Origin of the sequence: Streptomyces sp. NPDC001380 (assembly GCF_042895785.1) — a bacterium.
GTDB lineage: Bacteria > Actinomycetota > Actinomycetes > Streptomycetales > Streptomycetaceae > Peterkaempfera.
Genome location: NZ_JBIAWP010000012.1, coordinates 189,159 through 210,272, shown reverse-complemented (window position 1 = coordinate 210,272; position 21,114 = coordinate 189,159). Strand labels below are relative to the sequence as shown.

At 76.8% G+C, this 21,114-nt stretch carries 19 protein-coding genes; 12 read left to right on the top strand and 7 right to left on the bottom strand.

Translation table 11 applies throughout. From position 1 onward, the window contains the following. Together ACFY07_RS17280 and ACFY07_RS17275 are read left to right on the top strand one after the other, a co-directional pair. On the top strand, positions 1-1,724 hold a 1,724-nt coding region (locus ACFY07_RS17280; protein ID WP_390869411.1), incomplete at its 5' end, for a 1-deoxy-D-xylulose-5-phosphate synthase N-terminal domain-containing protein. 142 nt (positions 1,725-1,866) lie between these two features. Continuing rightward, positions 1,867-3,225, top strand: coding sequence for an aspartate aminotransferase family protein (locus tag ACFY07_RS17275; protein ID WP_390869422.1), 1,359 nt, complete (start codon positions 1,867-1,869; stop codon positions 3,223-3,225). A gap of 141 nt (positions 3,226-3,366) precedes the next feature. On the opposite strand, the gene ACFY07_RS17270 is transcribed toward ACFY07_RS17275, so the two are convergent. Both ACFY07_RS17270 and ACFY07_RS17265 read right to left on the bottom strand, forming a co-directional pair. Further along, on the bottom strand, positions 3,367-3,741 hold the full coding sequence (locus ACFY07_RS17270) for a hypothetical protein (protein WP_230652915.1): 375 nt from the start codon (positions 3,739-3,741) through the stop codon (positions 3,367-3,369). 404 nt (positions 3,742-4,145) lie between these two features. Continuing rightward, positions 4,146-4,616: a hypothetical protein gene (locus ACFY07_RS17265; protein WP_390869410.1), complete on the bottom strand. Its 471-nt coding sequence runs from the start codon at positions 4,614-4,616 to the stop codon at positions 4,146-4,148. Positions 4,617-5,011: 395 nt separating this feature from the next. On the opposite strand from ACFY07_RS17265, the gene ACFY07_RS17260 reads away from it, so the two are divergent. The 3 genes from ACFY07_RS17260 to ACFY07_RS17250 all read left to right on the top strand — a co-directional run bounded on the left by ACFY07_RS17260 (position 5,012) and on the right by ACFY07_RS17250 (position 7,360). After that, a complete protein-coding gene (locus tag ACFY07_RS17260) occupies positions 5,012-5,896 on the top strand; it encodes a glycosyltransferase (RefSeq protein ID WP_390869409.1) in 885 nt (294 codons plus the stop codon). A gap of 82 nt (positions 5,897-5,978) precedes the next feature. Further along, a complete protein-coding gene (locus ACFY07_RS17255; RefSeq protein WP_230652909.1) occupies positions 5,979-6,407 on the top strand; it encodes an Hsp20/alpha crystallin family protein in 429 nt (142 codons plus the stop codon). Positions 6,408-6,769: 362 nt separating this feature from the next. After that, the gene (locus tag ACFY07_RS17250) at positions 6,770-7,360 is read left to right on the top strand and encodes a TIGR03086 family metal-binding protein (protein WP_230652907.1); all 591 of its coding nucleotides are present in this window, start codon (positions 6,770-6,772) and stop codon (positions 7,358-7,360) included. A gap of 261 nt (positions 7,361-7,621) precedes the next feature. On the opposite strand, the gene ACFY07_RS17245 is transcribed toward ACFY07_RS17250, so the two are convergent. Further along, entirely contained in the window at positions 7,622-8,749 is a 1,128-nt protein-coding gene (locus ACFY07_RS17245) for an N-acetylglucosamine kinase (RefSeq protein WP_390869408.1), read from the bottom strand. Positions 8,750-9,313: 564 nt separating this feature from the next. Between ACFY07_RS17245 and ACFY07_RS17240 the strand changes: the two genes are divergently transcribed. Next, positions 9,314-9,532, top strand: a complete 219-nt coding sequence (locus tag ACFY07_RS17240) for an I78 family peptidase inhibitor (RefSeq protein WP_390869407.1) — start codon at positions 9,314-9,316, stop codon at positions 9,530-9,532. Positions 9,533-9,599: 67 nt separating this feature from the next. Here ACFY07_RS17240 and ACFY07_RS17235 read toward each other — a convergent pair whose 3' ends face one another. The 4 genes from ACFY07_RS17235 to ACFY07_RS17220 all read right to left on the bottom strand — a co-directional run bounded on the left by ACFY07_RS17235 (position 9,600) and on the right by ACFY07_RS17220 (position 13,782). Beyond that, on the bottom strand, positions 9,600-10,523 hold the full coding sequence (locus ACFY07_RS17235; protein ID WP_390869406.1) for a phosphatase PAP2 family protein: 924 nt from the start codon (positions 10,521-10,523) through the stop codon (positions 9,600-9,602). 537 nt (positions 10,524-11,060) lie between these two features. After that, a complete protein-coding gene (locus ACFY07_RS17230) occupies positions 11,061-11,816 on the bottom strand; it encodes an SDR family oxidoreductase (protein WP_230652899.1) in 756 nt (251 codons plus the stop codon). A gap of 45 nt (positions 11,817-11,861) precedes the next feature. Then, positions 11,862-12,629 (bottom strand): 3-oxoacyl-ACP reductase FabG, encoded by a 768-nt coding sequence (fabG, locus tag ACFY07_RS17225; protein WP_230652897.1) that lies wholly within the window; start codon positions 12,627-12,629, stop codon positions 11,862-11,864. 130 nt (positions 12,630-12,759) lie between these two features. Further along, positions 12,760-13,782 (bottom strand): phosphotransferase family protein, encoded by a 1,023-nt coding sequence (locus ACFY07_RS17220; protein WP_390869405.1) that lies wholly within the window; start codon positions 13,780-13,782, stop codon positions 12,760-12,762. A 254-nt stretch (positions 13,783-14,036) separates the two neighbouring features. Between ACFY07_RS17220 and ACFY07_RS17215 the strand changes: the two genes are divergently transcribed. The 6 genes from ACFY07_RS17215 (at position 14,037) to ACFY07_RS17190 (ending at position 21,104) form a co-directional block, all read left to right on the top strand. Further along, positions 14,037-14,666 carry a TetR/AcrR family transcriptional regulator gene (locus ACFY07_RS17215; RefSeq protein WP_374228183.1) on the top strand — a complete coding sequence of 210 codons (630 nt, stop codon included), beginning with the start codon at positions 14,037-14,039 and terminating at the stop codon, positions 14,664-14,666. A 216-nt stretch (positions 14,667-14,882) separates the two neighbouring features. After that, the gene (locus ACFY07_RS17210) at positions 14,883-15,779 is read left to right on the top strand and encodes a MarR family winged helix-turn-helix transcriptional regulator (protein WP_390869404.1); all 897 of its coding nucleotides are present in this window, start codon (positions 14,883-14,885) and stop codon (positions 15,777-15,779) included. A gap of 151 nt (positions 15,780-15,930) precedes the next feature. Then, positions 15,931-16,203: a hypothetical protein gene (locus ACFY07_RS17205; protein WP_230652893.1), complete on the top strand. Its 273-nt coding sequence runs from the start codon at positions 15,931-15,933 to the stop codon at positions 16,201-16,203. A gap of 477 nt (positions 16,204-16,680) precedes the next feature. Beyond that, complete coding sequence (locus ACFY07_RS17200; RefSeq protein WP_390869403.1) at positions 16,681-18,597, top strand: ABC transporter transmembrane domain-containing protein; 1,917 nt, start codon at positions 16,681-16,683, stop codon at positions 18,595-18,597. Continuing rightward, the gene (locus ACFY07_RS17195; RefSeq protein WP_230652889.1) at positions 18,594-20,375 is read left to right on the top strand and encodes an ABC transporter ATP-binding protein; all 1,782 of its coding nucleotides are present in this window, start codon (positions 18,594-18,596) and stop codon (positions 20,373-20,375) included. The genes ACFY07_RS17200 and ACFY07_RS17195 overlap by 4 nt, the downstream gene beginning before the upstream one ends. Positions 20,376-20,744: 369 nt before the next feature. After that, positions 20,745-21,104, top strand: coding sequence for an STAS domain-containing protein (locus ACFY07_RS17190; protein WP_390869421.1), 360 nt, complete (start codon positions 20,745-20,747; stop codon positions 21,102-21,104). Positions 21,105-21,114: the final 10 nt, after the last annotated feature.

Sequence of the window (21,114 nt, the reverse complement as noted above, 5' to 3'; positions counted from 1 at the left end):
TGACCGGCGGCATGGCCTGGGAGGCGCTGAACAACATCGCCGACGCCGAGGACCGGCCCGTGGTCATCGTCGTCAACGACAACGAGCGCTCCTACGCGCCCACCATCGGCGGCCTCGCCGACCACCTCGCGACCCTGCGCACCACCCGGGGCTACGAGCGGTTCCTCTCCTGGACGCGGGAGGCGCTGGAGCGCACCCCCGTGCTGGGACGACCGGTGTTCGACGCCCTGCACGGGGCCAAGAAGGGGTTCAAGGACTCCTTCGCCCCGCAGGGCATGTTCGAGGACCTGGGCCTGAAGTACGTCGGCCCGGTCGACGGCCACGACATCGGCGCCCTGGAGTCCGCCCTGAGACGGGCCCGCGACTTCGGCGGCCCGGTCATCGTGCACTGCCTGACCCAGAAGGGCCGCGGCCACCGGCCCGCCGAGCAGCACGACGAGGACCGCTTCCACGCCGTGGGTTCGATGGACCCCGCCACCTGCCTCCCGCTCTCCCCGTCCACGGGCGCCTCGTGGACGTCGGTCTTCGGCGAGGAGATGGTGGCGCTGGGCCGGGAGCGGCGGGACGTGGTGGCGATCACCGCGGCGATGCTGCACCCGGTGGGCCTGGCGCCGTTCGCGCGGGAGTTCCCCGAGCGGGTCTACGACGTGGGCATCGCCGAGCAGCACGCGGCGGTCTCGGCGGCCGGCCTGGCCACCGGGGGCCTGCACCCGGTCGTCGCGGTGTACGCGACGTTCCTCAACCGGGCCTTCGACCAGGTCCTGATGGACGTGGCCCTGCACCGCCTGGGCGTGACGTTCGTGCTGGACCGGGCCGGGGTCACCGGCACCGACGGGGCCAGCCACAACGGCATGTGGGACATGTCGGTCCTCCAGGTCGTCCCCGGCCTGCGGCTGGCCGCGCCCCGCGACGCCGACCAGCTCCGCGCCCAGCTCCGCGAGGCCGTCGACGTCGACGACGCCCCCACCGTCGTCCGCTTCCCCAAGGCCGACACCTGCCCCGCCGTGCCCGCCGTCGAGCGGATCGGCGGCGTCGACGTGCTGCTGCGCACCGCCCCGCCCGGCGGGCCCGCCGACCGGCCGGACGTGCTGCTGGTCGCCGTCGGCACCATGGCCGGCCCCTGCCTCGACGCGGCCCGCCTGCTCGCCGACCGGGGCGTCACCGCCACCGTGGTCGACCCCCGCTGGGTCAAGCCCGTCGACCCGGCCCTGGTGCGGCTCGCCGCGGGGCACCGCACCGTGGTCACCGTCGAGGACAACGGCCGCGCCGGCGGCGTCGGCTCCGCCGTCGCCCGGGCGCTGCGCGACGCCGACGTGGACGTGCCGCTGCGCGACCTCGGCATCCCGCAGGAGTTCCTCGGCCACGCCTCCCGCGGCCAGATCCTGGAGGAGCTGGGGCTGACCGGCCCCGGGATCGCCGACCGCGCCGCCCGGCTCGTCCGCACAGCCCGGCCCCGCACCGGGCCGCGGGCCGCGGACCACAGGGAGCGCGCCCGGGTGGCCGGCGCCGCGGCCGAGGACGGCAGGGCCTCCGCCCCCGGCCCCCGGCCCGCCCCGGTCCGCACCGCCGACCGCGCCCGCGCCGCCGAGCGCCCGCGTACCGCATCCCGCCCCCGGCCGAACGGGGCGGACGGCCCGGACGCCCCCGCGCGCGTCCCCGTCCGCAGCCCGCGCGCCGCCGGAACCGCCCGCACCCGAGGAGGGGAACCCCACCGTGGCCTCTGACACCGTCGCCCCCCGTGCCGAGGAGCCCGGCCGGCCCGGCGCCCCCACGTCCCCGGCCGGCGCAGGACCCGCCGCTCCCGGCGCCGCCGGAACCGGTCCCGGGGCCGCCCCCCGCCCCGGCAGGGGCTTCGACCTCGCGGCCCTGATCGCCGAGCGCGGCGCCGAGCGCTACGACCTGCAGGAGCGGTACCTCAACCCACAGCTGCCGCGGGTCCTGCGGACCATCGGCTTCGACCGGTTCTACGAACGCGCCGAGGGCCCCTACTTCTACGACGCCGCGGGCAACGAGTACCTCGACATGCTCGCCGGCTTCGGCGTCTTCGCCCTGGGCCGCCACCACCCGGTGGTGCGTGCCGCCGTGCAGCAGGCGATGGACCTCGACCTGCCCGACCTCACCCGCTTCGACTGCTCACCGCTGCCCGGCCTGCTCGCCGAGCGGCTGCTCGCCCACACCCCCCACCTGGACCGGGTCTTCTTCGGCAACAGCGGCACCGAGGCGGTGGAGACGGCGCTGAAGTTCGCCCGCTGCGCCACCGGCCGCCGCCGGGTCCTCTACTGCGAGCACGCCTTCCACGGCCTCACCACCGGCTCCCTCTCGGTCAACGGGGAGGAGGGGTTCCGCAAGGGCTTCGGCCCCCTGCTGCCCGACACGGCGATCCCGCTGGGCGACCTGGACGCGCTGGAGCGCGAGCTGCGCCGGGGCGACGTGGCCGCGCTCATCGTGGAGCCGATCCAGGGCAAGGGCGTGCAAGCGGCCCCGCCCGGCTGGCTGCGGGCGGCGCAGGACCTGCTGCACCGGCACGGGGCGCTGCTGGTCTGCGACGAGGTGCAGACCGGCATCGGCCGCACCGGCGACTTCTTCGCCCACCAGCACGAGGAGGGCGTGGAGCCCGACCTGGTCTGCGCGGCCAAGGCGCTCTCCGGCGGGTACGTGCCGGTCGGGGCGACCCTGGGGAAGGACTGGATCTTCCGCAAGGTGTACTCCTCCATGGACCGGGTGCTGGTGCACTCCGCGAGCTTCGGCTCCAACGCGCAGGCCATGGCGGCCGGCCTGGCCGTCCTCCAGGTGATGGAGGACGAGGGGACCGTCGCCCACGCCCGCCGGACCGGGGACCTGCTGCGCGGGCGGCTCGCGGCCCTGGTGGACCGCTACGAACTGCTGGCGGACGTGCGGGGGCGCGGCCTGATGGTCGGCATCGAGTTCGGCCGGCCGCGCTCGCTGGGGCTGCGCACCCGCTGGACCGCGCTCCAGGCGGCCCGCAAGGGGCTCTTCGCCCAGATGGTGGTGGTACCGCTGATGCAGCGGCACCGCATCCTCACCCAGGTCTCCGGGGACCACCTGGAGGTCATCAAGCTGATCCCGCCGCTGGTCGTCACCGAGCGCGACGTGGACCGCTTCGTCGACGCCTTCACCGACGTGATGGACGACGCCCACCGCGGCAGCGGCCTGATGTGGGACTTCGGCCGGACGCTGGTGAAGCAGGCGGTGGCCAACCGCTGAGGGGCCCGTCCTCCGCGGCCGGGCCCGGGGCGCGGCCTCCCGGACCCGGCCCCGGGGCCGGCGCGTCCCGGGGCCGGGACACGCGTCGGGCCGCCGACCGGCCCGGCGGGCTCGGCGGACGGCCCGGCTGCCGCGGTGCGGTCAGATCTCGAGGTTCTCCTCGAGCCTGCGGATGATGTGCCTGGCCATGGCCAGGTTCGCCCGGTGCCGGTCGAGGGCCAGGTAGAGGAAGATCCCCTTGCTGGTGCGGTGCGTCAGCGGACGGATCAGGTGGTACTGGGCCGTCAGGGTGATCAGGATGTCCTCGATGGTCTCGTTGTGGAGGTTGAGCATCTCCATCGTGCGCATCTTGGCGCGGACCACGTCGGTGTTGCCCGCCGCGGCGACGTTGAGGTCGAGCTCCTTGCTGCTTCCCAGGGTGCCGAGGGCCATGCCGCTGCTGTAGTCGACCAGGGCGACACCGACGGCGCCCTCGATGCTCATCGCTTCCTTGAGTGCCGCTTCCATGTTGGTCATGGTGTGGGTGTCCTCCGTTGGTGGTGCCGGCTCGGCCGGACGGGGCCGATCCGGCGGATCGGCAGCGCGGGTGATCAGCGGGTGTCAGGAGTACCCCCGCCGGTCGGGGCACTGGTGACCTTAGGGACCGCTTTGCCGGGCACATGTCGCTTGGTCTTTTTTGAACGATCAGCTGTTTTTTGGTGATCGCTTGGAGTCGGAGGATGAGCGAAGTGATCCGAAAGGGCGCGGCGGACGCCCGATCGGGTGAAAGGGCGGATGGGGACGTCGGGCCACCCGTATGGCCGAGCCCCCCGGGGTGCCCGGGTCCGCCCGGGCACAGGCGGCGCCCCGGACGGCCGTGCCGTCCGGGGCGCCGCCGCGGTGCCGCGGCCGGGCCCGGCGTGCGCCGGGTGGCGCCCCTCTCAGCGAAGGGCGGCGGCCTCCCGCTGCTCGCGGCGCCTGCGCCGCCACACCGACTGCGCCACGTCCAGGGCCGCGCCCACCGAGAGCACGAAGCAGGCGATGGCCAGGCCGACGTAGACGCCCCGGCTCCCGCTGCCCACCTGCGAGGCGACGAAGGCGAAGATCGCCGTCCCCACCAGCAGGATCGGCGCGAAGACGCTCGCCAGGAAGATCCGGATGTCCGACATCCCGCGCCCGCCCGGCGTGGTGGGGAGGCCGCGCCGCCTCCCGGTGATGTCGTACTTCAGGTGCGTGTCCGGCAGCCGCGTGTCGGTCGCCTGCACGTGGTTGCGCCGGCCGGGCATGCCGGGCCCCTCCAGGGGCATGCCGTGGGGAGAGGTCCGGGGGGCCTCGGTCCCGCCCGCCGCGCCGCGGTCCCGGTTGGGGATGTACTGCCGCATGGTCTCGTCGCCTCCAGCGTCGTGCTCCATGGCCGGGGGCTGCCGGACCGCGCGCAGCGCGGCACCGCCGTGCCACCCACTGTCCGGATACCCGCTTCCGGTGTCCGGACACGGGACGGGGCCCGCTGTTCCGCCCTCACCGCCGCCCGGTCCGCGCCCCGCCCGGTCCCGGCCGCCTCCGCTCCCGCGCCCGCCGCCCGCCCGGGCCCCGGACGCACCCGGCCGGGTGAAGGCGCGGCCCCGGGGGGAACCGTCCCGCGCGGTACCGGCCCCCGCCGTGTCACCGTGGCCGGAGAGGCCCCTCGGAGGCGCGCGGCGACCGCGCGCCCGACCGGCCCCCCAGCACGCCGCACACCGCACCCCGCCCGGCTCTCCCGGCCTCCCGGCGCAGCCGGGCCTCCGCGGTATTCCCAGGAGGTCCGCCCATGATCCGTGCCATCGCCGTCGTCGTCCCGGCCAGGGACGAGGAGCGACTGCTCGGCGGCTGCCTCGCCTCCGTGCGCCGTGCGGCGCGCCACCCCCGGGTCGCGGGCCTCCCGGTCCGCCTGGTCGTGGTCGCGGACAGCTGCCAGGACCGCACCGCCGCCATCGCCCGCCACGCCGGCGCCGAGGTGGCGACCATCCGGGCCTGCAACGTCGGCGCCGCCCGCGCCCGCGGTACGGACCGCGCCCTCGCCGAGGTGCTGTCGCCCTCCCGCGGACCGGCGCCGGACGAGCTGTGGCTCGCCCACACCGACGCGGACACCCGGGTGCCGTACGGCTGGCTGGCCCGGCAGCTCTCCTACGCGGAGCAGGGGTGGGACGCGGTGGTCGGGACCGTCCAGGTGCTCGACTGGTCCGAGCACCCCCCGGGGACCGCCGAGCGCTTCCAGCGCCAGTACGCGACCCCGGTGCGGCCCTCGGTGGAGACCGCGCCCAAGCCGACGCTGCGCGGCGGCCCGCGGGCCGAGCACCCCCACGTCCACGGCGCCAACCTGGGGGTGCGCGCCGACGCCTACCGGTCCGCCGGCGGCTTCGCGGCCCTGGCGGTGGGGGAGGACCACGCCCTGGTGGCCGCCCTGGAGGCGCTCGGCCGTCCGGTCCGCCGGGCCGCCGACCTGCCGGTGATCACCTCCGCGCGCCGCGGCGTGCGGGCGCGGGGGGGCTTCGGGGACACCATCTCGGCCCTCTCGCTCCCCGCCGCCCTCCCCTCCGCCCTCGCCGTCGGCGGGCCGCCCGCGGGGCCTCCCGTCGGAGTGCCGTCCGGGCCGCCGCCGGTGTCCTCCGCGGCCCCCCTGCCGACCGTCCGGACGGCAATTGACAGCAGGTGATCTGCGGGCTATATACATAGGCAAGTTGAGCCCATCCGGCTCAGGATTACGCACCGCAGCCACATCAGAGGAGGAAGACACGATGCTCATGCGCACCGACCCGTTCCGGGACCTCGACCGGCTCACCCAGCAGCTGCTCGGCCAGGCGGGCCCGGCCCGGCCCGCCGCCATGCCGATGGACGCCTACCGGGAGGGCGAGCAGTTCGTGGTCCACTTCGACCTGCCGGGCGTGGACCCCGACTCGGTGGACCTGGAGGTCGAGCAGAACGTCCTCACCGTCCGCGCGGAGCGCCCCGTCCCCCGGGCGAACGGCCGCGAGTACCTGGTGACCGAGCGCCCCACCGGCACCTTCAGCCGGCAGCTCTTCCTCGGCGAGAGCCTGGACACCGAGCAGATCCGCGCCGACTACGAGAACGGCGTCCTCACGCTCGTGATCCCGGTCGCCGAGCAGGCCAAGCCCCGGCGGATCTCCATCGCCCACGGCGGGGACCGCCGCCAGATCGCGGGCTGACCCGCCCCGCACCCCCGGACCCCGGGTGCCGCCGCGCCGGACCGCGGCGGCCGGGCGGGTCCCCGCGGCACGGCCCCGGGCCTCCGCCGGTCCACCTCCGGCGGACGGTGCGGGGCCGCCCCCGTGTCCGGCCCCTGTGCCCGGCGCCCGCAGCGTGCGGGCGCCGCGGGCCGGGCCGTCCGGGTCTCCGGGGCCGTCCGTGCCCGTCCCGCGGTTCGGCCGTTCGTGCGTCCCTCGCATCCGGCGGGTGTGCCCGCACGGGCGACGGGAAGGCGCAGGGCGGCTCCGGGGCCACCCGGACGTCCCGGGAGGCACGGCCCGCCGCCGCGGGCCCCCGGCCCAGCATCCGGAGAGGCGATTCGATGGCGCACACGCTCACCCATGAGCAGCAGGAAGTGCTGAGGATGCACGCCGAGGCGGTCGCCTCCTTCGGCCGCCGGGTGCGCGCCGTGGGGGCCGGGCAGTGGGACGCGCCGACCCCCTGCACCGAGTGGACCGTCCGCGACCTGGTCAACCACCTGACCGTCGAGCAGCTCTGGGTGCCGCCGCTGATGGAGGGGGCCACCGTCGAGGAGGTCGGCGACCGCTTCGACGGCGACCGGCTCGGCGACGACCCGGTGGGCGCCTGGCGCAGCGCCGCCACCGCCGCCCGCGAGGCCTTCACCCGCCACGGCGCCCTCGACGCCACCGTGCACCTCTCGTCCGGCGACACCCGCGCGGTGGAGTACTGCAGCCAGATGGCCATGGACGCCGCCGTGCACACCTGGGACCTGGCCCGCGCCACCGGCGGCGACACCAGGCTCGCGCCGGAGCTGGTCGCCTTCGCCCGCCGCGAGGTCGAGCCCTACGCCGACGAGCTGGCCGCCAGCGGCCTGTTTGCGCCGCCGGTCAAGGTGTCCGACGATGCCGACGGGCAGACGCGGCTCCTGGCCCTCCTGGGCCGCCGCGCCTGACACCCGCCCGCCGCGCCCGGCCCCGGTCCGTCCCCGGCACCGGCCCCGGGACGGGGTGCCCCCGTCCCGGGGCCGCGGTGCGCGGGCCCCGGCCGCCGGGCGGCCTGCCGGGCCTGCCGGTCGCGCCCGTCACGAACGGCGGGCCGTCCGGGGGCGCGTCCCCCTGCCGGACGGTGCCCCGCCGGTGCCCCGGTGCCCTGACAGCAACCCGGGCAGCGCCGTCGACGCCCACGGCGCAGCCCGGTCCGGGTGCCGCGGGGCTCAGACCTCCCCGTGCCCGGCGGTCCGTGCGTCCCGCGCCTCCGCGCCGCAGGTCCCCCCGCCGCGCTCCCCCAGCAGCCGCAGGTGCAGGGAGGCCAGCGTCCCCTCGTCCAGTCCCAGCGCGTCCGCGGCCAGCAGTGCCGCGCCCGCGGCGCCGTCCCGGGCGCGGCCCACCGGCGCGCCCGGCCAGTGCCGCACGACCCCCCGGGCGACGCGGCGGGCCAGCGGGTTCGCCGTCACCAGGCAGGAGCCGGCCAGCACCACCGGGGTCCGCTCACCGGGCCTGCGCACCGCTGCCAGGGTGGCCAGCAGGTGCCCGGCCGCCGCCTCCACGATGCCCCCGGCCGCCGGGTCCCCGCGCTCCGCGGCGGCGGCCACCAGCGGCGCCAGCCGGGACAGCGCCGCGGGCCGCTCCGCGTACACGGCCGCGACCAGCCGGGCCGCCCGCCCCGCCCCCGGGACGTCCCCCGGGCCCGCCGCGGACCCCGGGCCCGGCGCGCCGGGCCCCAGCAGTTCCTCCAGCACCAGCGGGGCCAGCACCGGCGCGTGGGCCCGCCCGTCCAGCGCCTCCAGGGCCGTCCGCACGGCCTCCCGGCCCATCCAGAAGCCGGACCCCAGGTCGCCGAGGAGCCAGCCGAGCCCGTCGGCGCGGGCCGCCTCGTCCCGGTGCTCCACCCGCACCGCCACGGCGCCCGTCCCGGCGACCAGCACGCTGCCGCTGCCGGCGGCGGTGCCCGCCGCGAACGCCGTGGCCGCGTCCGGCACCATCGCCACCGGGCACCTCAGTCCCGCCTCCCGCCAGGCCCGGCCCAGCGCGGCCCGCATCCCGGACCCGCCGGGCGGCCCCTGCCCGGCCAGCCCGACCACGCCGTACCGGACCTCCGCCGGGTCGACGCCGGCCAGCGCCCCGCGCAGCACCACGGACAGGGCGGCGGCGGCCCGGTGGAGGGGGTGCGCGGCGGGGTTGCCGCCGTCGGCGGCGGCGTGGCCGTACCGGTTCCCGGCCAGGTCGCACAGGAGGGCCCGGGTGCGGGTGCCGCCCGCGTCGAGGCCGAGCACCAGGCCGCCGGGGGCCGTGTCCGCAGCCGCGCCCGCCCCCGCCCGGCTGTCCGCCGCCCGACCGTCCACCGCCCCGGCCGCCGTCCGACCGTCCGCCGTCCGACCGTCCGGGGCTCCGACTGCGGTACGGCGGGAGGCGGGCCCGGTCTGGTCCATCGCTGCGGTCCCCCCGGCTGGAAGCGGCTGGTGCGGTTGCCGTGCTGCGCCTCACTGTGCCAGCCGCCGCAGGGGTGCACCAGCGTGCGCACCGTGAATCCCCGCGTCCCGTCCCGTATTCACCGGGACGGCCGCCCCCGCCGCATCGGTCCGCGGTTTCGCGGCGGGTGCGAATGCGACGTGTACGCAGATTTCCCGGCCGGTGGAGCCGTGGTGAGGACCCGCGGAATTCCGGAATGCGCGCGTGCGCTCCCGGCCGGTGTGCGCTATTGGCCGTCCTGGAACCGGTTCCTGCACGGCGGGGGCACAGGACATTCACGGCCGTGACGAATCCGGGACCGCCCGGGGCCCGTTCGGCGGCACTCTTCCGTGGCGCCGCGGGTCGGCATAACGTGGCGGGGACGGCACCGCCCGGGAGGCGGGCGAAGGGTACGCAGGGTGCTGACCGGGCACCCCCGAACGAGTGAGGCGGAGACCGTGTCCGACACCGCGCCCGGCGGGGAGACCCCGCCCCGGGACGACCCCGAGAGCTACCTGGGACTGCCCGCGCAGGAGGCGGAGGCGGCCGCCCGGGCGCGCGGCTGGACCACGGTCCGGGTGCTGCCCCCCGGCGCGGTCACCACGCTGGAGTACCGGATCGGCCGGATCAACCTGACCGTCGACGGGGGCCGTGTGGTCCGCTGCTGGACCGGCTGAGGCGCCGTCCGGACGTCCGGCCCCGGAGGCGGCGGGGTCCGGGGGAGGAGGGCCCGGGGCGCCCGGTTCAGGCGCGCGCCCCGCTGCGGCGCGTGGGGCGGCGGCCGGGTCGGCCCGGCCCGGTCCTGCCCGGCGACAGGGCCGGGACGGCCGCGGCCACGCCGGCGAGCTCGTCCTGGACGGCCTCGTCCCAGGCGGACCAGTCCGTGCCGCCGCGCCCCCCGGACCCGGGCGGCCCGGCGTGCCCGCGGCCCCGGCGGCTCCACGCGGCCCGGATCCGCTCGTCGGCGGTCGCGACGACCGGCTCGAACAGCGGCAGCACGAGGAGCACCAGCAGTCCGGCGGTCCACCCCGCGATGACGTCGCTGATCCAGTGGGTGCCCAGGTAGACCGTGGTGAGGCCGATGGAGAAGGCCGTGAACCCGGCCGCCACCGAGCCGGTCCGCCGCAGGCGCACCGCCAGGTAGGCGATGACGCCCCAGGTCACCACGGAGTTGGCGGTGTGGCCGGACGGGAAGATCTGGCCGCCCGCGAACAGCTCGGGCGAGCCGATGTAGTGGGCGTAGTGCGGACCCAGCCGGCCCGTCACGATCTTCACGGCGCCCACCGTCATGTTGAGCAGCAGCAGGGCCGCCGCCATCACCAGCAGCGGCCGCAGGCTCCGGGTGCGGTGGCTGCGCCACACCAGCCAGGCGACGGCGGCGATCGCCGAGGGGCCGCGCTGGCCGACGACGATCCACACGTTGAGGTAGGGGAGCAGCTCCGGCCAGCGCTTGTAGGGCTTGGCCAGCATGGCGTCCCAGTCGAGGGTGACCAGCCAGGAGTCGGTGAGCACGCCCGCGACCACCACCACGTAGAGCGCGATGGTGGCCGCGAAGAGGACCTTGTGGGCGCGCGTCAGCGGCGGCCAGAGGCGCTCCTGCCGGGGCCGCTCCGCGACATGGTGGTCCTGCCGCACCGGCGGTGCGGCGTCGTTCGTCTGGGTACGCACTCCCTTGACGTTACCGCCCGTGACGGGGGCGCCCGTGACCGACCTGGCCTTCGTAATGACGATGTGACCTCGCCGGCGGCTTTGCCGCGGGATAAAGCAGCAGGCCCGGGGTGCTGCGGGGCGGAAATGTGACACGCGTCATTCCGCGGCTCCGGCGGCGCTTCCGCGCCGCCGTTCGGGGAACCACCGGCGCATCGGCCGCGGCGCGCCGCGGGGAGGGCCCACGGGAAGGGCCCCGGACGGGCGTCCGCCATTCGGGCGGCGCCGCCGGTGCGTCGCCGCGGCATTCCCCGCGGAGTGTCCTCATTCCGGACGGCGGCGTTCCCGTGCTTTTCGGGAAACGTCACGGGGAGTTTTCCTGAATTCCTTCTCCAGCGGATCCAGCGGATCCAGCGGATCCAGCGGATCCCGCGACCCGGGCCCCGCGGGAGGAGCGGCCCGGACGCCGAAGGGCGGGAGGGCCGCACCACCGCGGCCCTCCCGCCCTTCCGTACGGCCCTCCCGGCCCGTGCGCCGTCCGCCGTCGGCCGTCCGCCGTCAGCCCAGGCCGGCGCCCAGGGTGAGGCCGCCGTCCAGCACCAGGGTCTGCCCGGTGATCCAGGAGGCCTGCTCCGACAGGAGGAAGGCCACCGCGCCGCCGACGTCCTCCGGGACGCCGAGCCGCTTCAGCGGGTAGGCCGCCGTCACCTGCTCCTCGTGCCCGGCGAAGAGCGCCTCCGCGAAGCGGGTCCGCACCACGGCCGGGGCCACCGCGTTCACCCGCACCGAGGGCGCGAGCTCGTACGCCAGCTGCTGGGTGAGCTGGATCAGGGCCGCCTTGCTGGCCCCGTACATGCCGATGCCGGGCGCGGGGCCGAGGGCGCTCACCGAGGAGACGTTGACGATCGCGCCGCCGCGCTCCTCCATGGACGCCTTGTGGACCAGTTGCACCCAGCCGAGGGTGGACACCAGGTTGATGTCCAGGATCTTGCGGGCGGCGTCCAGGTCGAGGTCGACCATGGAACCGAAGACCGGGTTGGTGCCCACGTTGTTGACCAGGGCGTCGATCCGCCCGAACCGCTCCATCGCCCGTCCGACCGCCGCCTCCCGATGGGCGGCGTCGTGGCTCTTGCCGGCCACGCCGACCGCGTGCTCCGCGCCGCCGAGCCGTTCGACGGCCTCCTCCAGGGCCCCGGCGTCCCGGCCGGTGACCACCACCCGGTCGCCGCGGGCCACCAGGGCCTCGGCGACGGCGAAGCCGATGCCGCGGCTCGCCCCGGTGACCAGGGCGACGCGCCCGCTGTCCTCGCTCATCCGTCCGTACCTGTCTCTCGTGGGGGCTGGTGGGGGTGCGGGCCGTCAGTCGAGCGGGCCGCCGGCGACGTAGACCACCTGGCCGGAGACGAAGCCCGCGCCCTCGCTCACCAGGAAGGAGATGGTGTGGGCGATGTCCTCGGGGACGCCGACCCGCGCCACCGGGATCTGGGTGGCGGCGGCCTTCTTGAACTCCTCGAAGTCCATGCCGACCCGGGCGGCCGTCGCCGCCGTCATGTCGGTGGCGATGAAGCCGGGGGCGACCGCGTTGGCGGTGACCCCGAACTTGCCCAGCTCGATCGCCAGGGTCTTGGTGAAGCCCTGCAGGCCGGCCTTGGCCGCCGAGTAGTTGGCCTGGCCGCGGTTGCCCTGCGCCGAGGAGGAGGAGAGGTTGACGACCCGTCCGAAGCCGGCGTCCACCATGTGCTTCTGCACGGCGCGGGTCATCAGGAAGGCGCCCTTGAGGTGGACGGACATCACGGTGTCCCAGTCCGACTCGGACATCTTGAACAGCAGGTTGTCGCGGAGCACGCCGGCGTTGTTCACCAGCACGGTGGGGGCGCCCAGCTCGGCGGCGACGCGGTCGACGGCGGCCTGCACCTGCTCCGCGTCCGACACGTCGGCGCCGACGGCCAGGGCGCGGCCGCCCGCGGCGGTGATCCGCTCCACGGTGTCCTTGCCCGCGGACTCGTCCAGGTCCACCACCGCGACGGCGAGGCCGTCGGCGGCGAGCCGGACGGCGGTGGCGGCGCCGATGCCGCGGGCGGCACCGGTGACGATCGCGACACGGGGGGCGGGGGTCTGCTCGGTCATCTGGTACTCGACTCCTTCGTCGGGACGCGTCCGGACCCGTGGGGGCCCGTCGTGGCTCGGGTGGTTCGTCGTACGGTCCGTCGTGCCCCGCCGGGGGCGGGGGCGCGGGACCGCGAGGGGGCCGCGGCCGTCACGCCGGCAGCGACTCCAGGGCGGCCGCCACCAGCGGCGGCACCATGGCGCCCAGGTGCGAGAAGCCGTCGCCGACGGTCTTGCCCTGGGTGAAGCGGTAGTGGATGCCCTCCGCGATGATCGCCAGCTTGTAGCGGGCGAACGCGGTGTACCAGGGCAGCGGGGAGGTGTCGGCGCCGCTGCGCGCGGCGTACCGGTCCACCAGCTCCTCCACGGGCGGGAAGCCCGCCTCGGCGCTGACCGCGGAGGCGACCGGGTTGCCCGGCAGTTCGCGGGAGATCTCCCAGTAGACGCGCATCAGCCCGAGGTCGGCGAGCGGGTCGCCCAGGGTGGCCATCTCCCAGTCCAGGACGGCGGCCACCCGGTCGCCCGGCCCGACGATGACGTTGTCCAGCCGGTAGTCGCCGTGCACCACCGCCACCCGCCGGGCCTCGGGCACCGAGCCGCGCAGCCGCTTGTACAGCTCGTCCATGCCCGCGACCTCCCGGCTGCGGGACGCCTCGAACTGGCGGCGCCACCGCTCCACCTGGCGCGCCATGAAGCCCTCGGGGCGGCCGAAGTCCGCCAGCCCGACCTCGGCCGGGTCGACGGCGTGGAGCGCGGCGAGGACGTCCACCAGCTCGGCGGAGAGGGCGCGGGCCCGTTCGGGGCCGAGCCCGGCGGTGTCCGCGGCGGTGCGGTGGACGGTGCCCTGCACCTCCTCCATCAGATAGAAGGGGGCGCCGAGCACCTCGGGGTCCTCGCAGAGGAGGTACGTCCCCGGGACCGGCACGGCCGTGCCCGCCAGCGCCGAGATCACCCGGTACTCGCGGGCCATGTCGTGCGCGGTGGCGAGCACGTGGCCGAGCGGCGGGCGGCGCAGCACCCAGCGGGAGGCGCCGTCGGTGACCCTGTAGGTCAGGTTGGACTTGCCGCCGGCGATCAGCTCCGCCGTCAGCGGGCCTGAGGCCGTGCCGGGCCGGACGCGCTCCAGGTGGGCGTGGAGCCGGTCCGGGTCGAGACCCGGGGGCTGGTCGGCCATGCGTGCCGTCCTCTCGGGGAAGGGAGGGCTGTCGGTGGTGCGGGCGGTGCCGCCGGTGCCGGTGGAGGGCGTGCCTGCGGGGAGGCGCGGACGCCGCGGCGTGCGCGGCCCGTGCCGCCCCGTCACCATACCGACCAGTAGGTATGTCCGCTAGGGTGGACCGCGGGATCCACCCGGGGAGAGGAGTCGAGGTGTCCGCCGCCCGCCGCAGACCCGCGCAGGAGGCCCCGTCCGGGCGCCCCGCCCGGGGCGTGCTGCCCGCCCCGCCGCCGGGCCGGACCGCCGGACGGTCCGCCGCGCCCGCCGTCGCCGGGCTCCCCGTGCAGGCCAGGCTGCTGGCCGTGGCGAGCGCCCTCTTCGCCGAGCGGGGCTTCGCGCAGACCTCCGTGCAGGACATCGTGGAGCGCGCCGGGGTCACCAAGGGGGCGATGTACCACTACTACTCGTCCAAGGACGACCTGCTGCAGGAGGTCTACACCCGCCTGCTCTCCCTGCAGTCCGAGCGGCTGGCCGCCGTCGCCGGCGGACCGGGGCCGGCCGCCGGCCGCCTGCGCGCCGCCGCCGCCGACGTGGTCGTCACCACGCTGGAGCACCTGGACGACGCCCTGGTCTCCATGGGCTCCCTCCACATGCTCCCCGAGGACCGCCAGGCGGCGGTGCGCGCCCTGCGCCGCCGCTACCACGAGCGCTTCCGCGCGCTGGTGGAGGAGGGGCAGCGGGACGGCGCGCTCCGGGCGGACGTCCCCGCCGACCTCGCCGTGCACCAGTTCTTCGGCGGGGTCCACCACCTCGGCACCTGGTACCGGCCCGACGGCGGCCTGCGCCCCGAGGAGATCGGCGACACCTTCGCCGACCTGCTGCTGCGGGGTCTGTCCGCCCCGTGAAGCTCCTGTGGACGTCCCGGGGGGAACCGCTGCCGGGAACGAACAGGCGTTTACCGTCCCACCGGACTCCGCAGACCAGTCGGACATTTGTATAGTGTGCGCCAGCAGCCGTCGGCTGCTCGGCGGAGCTCCCCTCGACGCTGCGGGACGCCGGCACGCCGTTACTGCGCCCCCCGACGGCCGTGAGCGCGTCGGGCGCGACATGGGGACGGACTCATGGTGCTGGGGGAGATCGAGATCACCCGAACATCGGACGGCCTGCTGCGCTCACCGGGGCATCTGATCCGGGTCGCGCAGCAGGTGCACACCCGGCTGTGGAACGAGCACGTCGGCCTGGAGATCACCGCCCCCCAGTTCGGGGTGCTGCTCGCCCTGGCCCTGGAGCCCGGCTCCGACCAGCGGACCGTGGGGGAGCGGGCCTCGCTGGACAAGGCGACCATGGCCGAGATGGTCGGCCGGCTGGTCCGGCGCGGCCTGGTGCTGCGCCGCCGCGACCCCGCCGACGGCCGCCGCAAGCTCCTCTCCCTCTCCCCGAACGGCGTCCAGCTCGTCCGCGAGGCCACCGCCGGCGTGGTGCAGGTGCAGCGGACCCTCTTCGAGCCCCTCGACGAGACGGAGCGCCACCACCTGGTCGCCACCCTGGGCCTGGTCGCCCGGCTGGAGCCCATAGCCATCGCCGCCCTCGCCGACGCCCGGCCCCTGCTGGACGCCCAGCGCGCCGTCGGCTACCTGATCCGGGTCGCCCAGCAGGTGCACACCCGGCTGTGGAACGAGCACGTCGGCGCCGAGCTGACCGCGCCCCAGTACGCCGTGATGCACGTCCTGGCGCTGGAGCCCGGGATCGACCAGCGGACCGTGGGGGAGCGGGCGTCGCTGGACAAGGCGACCATGGCCGAGATGGTCAGCCGGCTGGTCCGGCGCGGCCTGGTGCTGCGCCGCCGCGACCCCGCCGACGGCCGCCGCAACCTGCTCTCCCTCTCCCCGGACGGGCAGGACGCGCTGCGCCGGTCCGCCGACGGGGTGCGGGAGGTCCAGCGGCTGCTCCTCGAGCCCCTCGACGAGGCGGACCGCGACCGGGCCCTGGAACTTCTCCGGAAGGCCGCCCGGCTGTGACCCCGGAGCCCCCCTTTCGCCACCCGGGGCTGCTCCCAAACGCGTCCGCAGTGTGATGTCGGCAACGTCCGGCGCAGGAATCCGCAGGTGGGAGGGGGAGGGGCCGTCCGGCCCCGTCCCGGCTGTCGGTGACGCTCCATAGAATCAGCACATGTCGTCAGTCCTGTCGAACGCCGAGGTCCTGCCGGGTCCCGGAGACCTGGGGCACCTGGAGCGCGCGGTCGAGCGCGCCAACGACGCCGTGCGCGCCTACGTCACCGAGGTGGAGGGCGAGCGGCGCCGCTCCGGCGGCGCCGGGTCCGGCACGCCGATGATCGCGTGGACCGACCGGCAGTCGGCCACCCTCGCCCACCTGCAGGGCGCCTACCTGGTGGCGTACCAGGCCCTCCAGGCCGCCTCGCGCGATCTCGGCACCGCCGCCTGAAGGGGTGCCGCGCGGCCGCCTGACGGCCCGCCGTACCCGCCGTGACCGTCGCGACCGCCCCCGGACCCCGGGGGCGGTCCTCTTCTTTCCGGAGCCCCCGCCGGGGCCGGGGCGCTGACGGCCCGTCCGCCCACAGCGCCCCGCCGCGTCCCACAGCGCCCCGTCGCGTCCCACGGCACCGTTCTGCCGCCCCTCCCACCGCCGCGCCCCGCGCACGCCGCGGCCGGACCGCCCCCCGCCCGGAAAACCCGTTGCGGTCCCGGTCCGGGACGGGCACGCTCGGTGACCATGGCCACCCCTTGACCCCCAGCCGCCGGCGGCTCCCGCCGTACCCGCCTCCCGGCACCCTTCCGCCCCGTACCCGCAGCCCCGCCCGGCGCGCAGTCCTCGTCCGGCGGCGCCCCGGCGTGCCCCCGGCCGCCCACCCCGCGGCCCGGCGGCACCCCCATCCCGCCCGCACCACCCCCACGGAGCGTCATGTCGCTCGTCCAGCTGCCGATGTCCGACCCCGGCAGTCCCGACCTCACCTCGCCCCGCCGCTTCCTGCGCTGGCTCGGCCGCTCCCAGCGGCGCGGCCGCGTCCTGGCCGTCCTCTGGGGCGTCCTCCACATGGGCGGCCAGGCCGCCATCCCGCTCTTCGTCGGCCGCGGCATCCAGGCCGCGATCGACGGCGACCGGTCCGCGGTCCTGGCGGCCGGCGCCGGCGCCTTCGTGCTCGGCGCCGTCCAGGCCGCCGCCGCGACCATGCTGCACCGCCAGACGGTGTGGAACTGGATCACCGCCGCCTGCCAGATCCGCCAGCTGGTGGCCCGCCAGGCGTCCCGCCTCGGCGCGGGCCTCTCCCACCGGATCGCCACCGGCGAGGTCGTCGCCGTCAGCTCCGGCGACGTGGAGAAGATCGGCTGGTTCGTCGAGATCTCCGCCCGGCTGTGGGCCGCCGTCGCCGTCTGGCTCGGCGTCTCCGTCGTCGTGCTGGTCCGCCAGCCGGTGCTCGGCCTCGCCGTGCTGCTGGGCGTCCTGGTCCTCGCCGCGGCCTTCTGGCCGCTCATCGGCCCGTTCGAGCGCCGCTTCGACGAGCAGCGCTCCCTCGGCGGCAAGGCGGGCGAGCTGGCCGCCGACACCGTGGCCGGACTGCGGGTGCTGCGCGGCATCGGCGGCGAGGAGCTCTTCCTCGACCGCTACCGGGAGGCGTCCCAGAAGGTCCGCGCCGCCGCCGTGCGCACCGCCCGGGTGTGGGCGCTGATGCGGGCCCAGCAGGTGCTGCTCCCGGGCGCGTTCGTGGTGGGCGTCACCTGGTACGGCGCCCACCTGGTGGTGCGGGGGGACCTGGGCGTCGGCGACCTGGTCGCCGTGTACGGCGCCACCGCGTTCCTCGCCGGTCCGCTCCGCGTGCTGGGCGAGGCCGCCCACGCCTGGACGGCCGCCCGGGTCTCGGCCGCCCGCGCCGTGCGCGTCCTGCGGCTGGAGCGGGCCTCCGGCACGGCCTCCCCCGCCGCCCCCGCGGAGAGCCTGCCCGCGGACCGGGCCGCCCGGTCCGACCTGCACGACCCGGCCACCGGCCTCACCGCCCCCGCGGGCCTCCTGACCGCCGTGGTCTGCGGCGACCCCGACGCGGCCGGCGCGCTGGCGGAGCGGCTCGGCGGCCACGCGCCGCGCGGCCGCGCCGCGGAGGGCGCCCCGGAGGCGGCTGCGGTCGGCACCTCTGCCGGCATCGCGGCCGGCACTGCGGATGACGCCGACGGCGGGACCGGCGCGGCCGGGGGAGACGGCGCCCCGGCAGCGCCCCCCGCGCCCTCCCCGCCCTCCGCCCGCCTGGGCGGTGCCGCCCTCGACGCGCTCCCGCTGGCCGAGGCCCGCGCCCTGGTGCTGGTCCACGACAAGGAGCCGGTCCTGCTCTCCGGCACCCTCGCCGACCTGTTCGCCGTCCCGGCCTCCGGCCGGGTCGCCCCCGCCGACGCCCTGGCCGCCGCCTGTGCCGACGACGTCCTCGACGCCCTCGTGGACGGCGCCCCGGACGCGCAGGGCGACCCCATGCGGGCCCGGATCACCGAACGCGGCCGATCGCTCTCCGGCGGCCAGCGCCAGCGCCTCGCCCTGGCCCGCTCCCTCGTCGCCGACCCGCCGGTCCTCGTCCTGGACGAGCCCACCAGCGCCGTCGACGCCCACACCGAGTCCCGGATCGCCGACGGCCTGCGGGAGGTCCGCAAGGGCCGCACCACGGTCGTCCTCGCCACCAGCCCGCTGCTGCTGGACCGCGCCGACCGCGTCGTCCTCCTGCAGGACGGCCGGGTCGCCGCCACCGGGACCCACCGCGAACTGATGCACACCGACCCCCGCTACCGCTCCGTGGTCACCCGCGAGGAGACCGCCGACCTGCAGGAGGAGACCGCATGAGGCCCCCGGCCGACCCCGCGGCGCAGGAGCGCGAGGCGGCGACCCTGCTGCCCGTCGGCTCCCCCGCCACCGTACGCGCCTACGTCCGGCTGCTGGCCGCCCGCCACCGCCGCTCCTTCGCGGGCGTCGTCGGCCTGCACGCCGTCGGCGCCGCCGCCGGCCTCGTCGGACCCTGGGTGCTCGGCTCCCTGGTCGACGGGCTCGACGGCGGCACCACCGAGGCCCGTATCGCCCACGCCGCCCTCTGGTACCTGCTCGCGCTCGCCGTGCAGGCCGCGTTCACCGGCATGTCCCGGCTGCGCGGCGCCGTGCTCGGCGAGCAGGTCCTGGCCGACCTGCGGGAGGACTTCCTGGTCCGCTCCGTCGCGCTGCCGCCCGGCGTGCTGGAGCGGGCCGGCACCGGCGACCTGGTCTCCCGCACCACCACGGACGTCGACCGGCTGGCCCGCTCGGTGCGCGACGCCGTCCCGGAGCTGGCCGTCGCGGTCGTCTCCGTCCTGCTGGTGCTGGGCGCCCTGCTCGTCACCTCGCCGCTGCTGGCGGTGACCGCGCTGGTGGGCCTGCCGGTCCTGCTGGCCGGCTCCCGCTGGTACTTCCGGCGCGCCCCGCAGTCGTACCGGGCGGAGTCCGCCTCCTACGCCGCTGTGAACACCGTGCTCGCCGAGACCGTCGACGCCGGCCGCACCGTCGAGGCGCTGCGCATCGGCGACGACCGGGTGGCCCTCACCGACGAGCGGATCCGCACCTGGATCTCCTGGGAGCGGTACACGATGTGGCTGCGCACCCGGTACTTCCCGACCGTCGACCTGCCGTACGTGCTCGCCGTCGCCGCCACCCTCGGCCTCGGCGGGCTCTACACCCTCCAGGGCTGGATCGGCGTGGGGCAGCTCACCTCCGGCGTCCTCTACGCCCAGATGCTGATCGAGCCCGTCGACCTGATCCTGCGCTGGTACGACGAGCTGCAGGTCGGCCAGGCCTCGCTGGCCCGGCTGGTGGGGGTGCGGGAGGTCGCGGACCCCGGGCGGGACGGTTCGGTGCGGCCCGACGGGCGGCGGGTGCGGGCCGACGAGGTCCGCTTCGGCTACCGCGAGGGAGCCGACGTCCTGCACGGCATCTCGCTGGCGGTCGAGCCCGGCGCCCGGCTGGCCCTGGTGGGGCCGTCCGGGGCCGGCAAGTCCACCCTCGGCCGCCTGCTGGCCGGCATCCACGCGCCGCGGACCGGCCGGGTGACCCTCGGCGGCGCCGCGCTCGCCGACATGCCGCCCGAGCGGGTCCGCACGCACGTCGCGCTGGTCAACCAGGAGCACCACGTCTTCGTGGGCACCCTGCGCGACAACCTGCGGCTGGCCCGGCCGGACGCCGACGACGCGGCGCTGCGCGCCGCCCTGGAGGCGGTCGACGCGGGCCCCTGGGCCGACGCCCTGCCCGAGGGGCTGGACACCGAGGTCGGCTCCGGCGGCACCGCCCTCACCCCGCCGCAGGCCCAGCAGCTGGCGCTCGCCCGGCTGGTGCTCGCCGACCCGCACACCCTGGTCCTGGACGAGGCCACCTCGCTCCTCGACCCGCGGGCCGCCCGGCACCTGGAGCGCTCGCTCTCCCGGGTGCTCGACGGGCGCACCGTCATCGCGATCGCCCACCGCCTCCACACCGCCCACGACGCGGACCTGATCGCGGTGGTGGAGGACGGCCGGATCACCGAGTACGGCAGCCATCCGGAGCTGGTGGCCGCGGGCGGCCCGTACGCCGCGCTGTGGCGCTCCTGGCGGGACGAGGGCTGAGCCGCTCTCCCCGCCGCAGGGCCGTCCCGGGCCCGCGCCTGCGCGTGCGGGCGGGCCCGGGGCGGCCGGGGCGTTCCTCGGCGGTCCGGGGGCGGCCGGGGCGGTCCGGCGGGAAAACCCGCCGCCGGGAGGCGTGGGACCGCGCCCGGCGGGGCAGCCGCCCGCACGACCCTGTGTGCCCCGGGGGTCCGAGTTCCCCCGGGGCACTCCCGAACCCCCGGAGGAACCCCCGTGACCCCCAGGACCCCCAGCGACTCCGCGACGGCCCGGACCGGCTCCGACCCGTACGCGGCGGCGCAGGACCCCACGGACGCCGAGCCCTTCCCCGGGGCGGAGCAGGCGGACGAGACCGCCGAGGAGGCGCCCCGCCTGACGGTGGAGGTGAGCGTGCCGGACCCCGACGTGGCGGTGGTCGCCATCACCGGCGAACTGGACGTGGACACCGCCACCGAGCTGCACTTCCAGCTGGCCAACCAGCTCCACCACGGCCGCCGCCACCTGGTGCTCGACCTGGCCGACGTCCCGTTCATGGACTCCTCCGGCCTCAACATCGTCATCCGCGCCCAGCAGGAGACCCGCCGTGCGGAGGGCTCGCTCCGGCTGGCCCGCCCCACCCCGGCCGTGCGCCGGATCATCGACCTGACGGGGGTCAGCATCACCACGCCGGTCCACGACGGCCTCGACGAGGCGCTGGCGGAGCACCGCAGGGAGGCCCACGGCCGGGAGTGACGGCATTGGT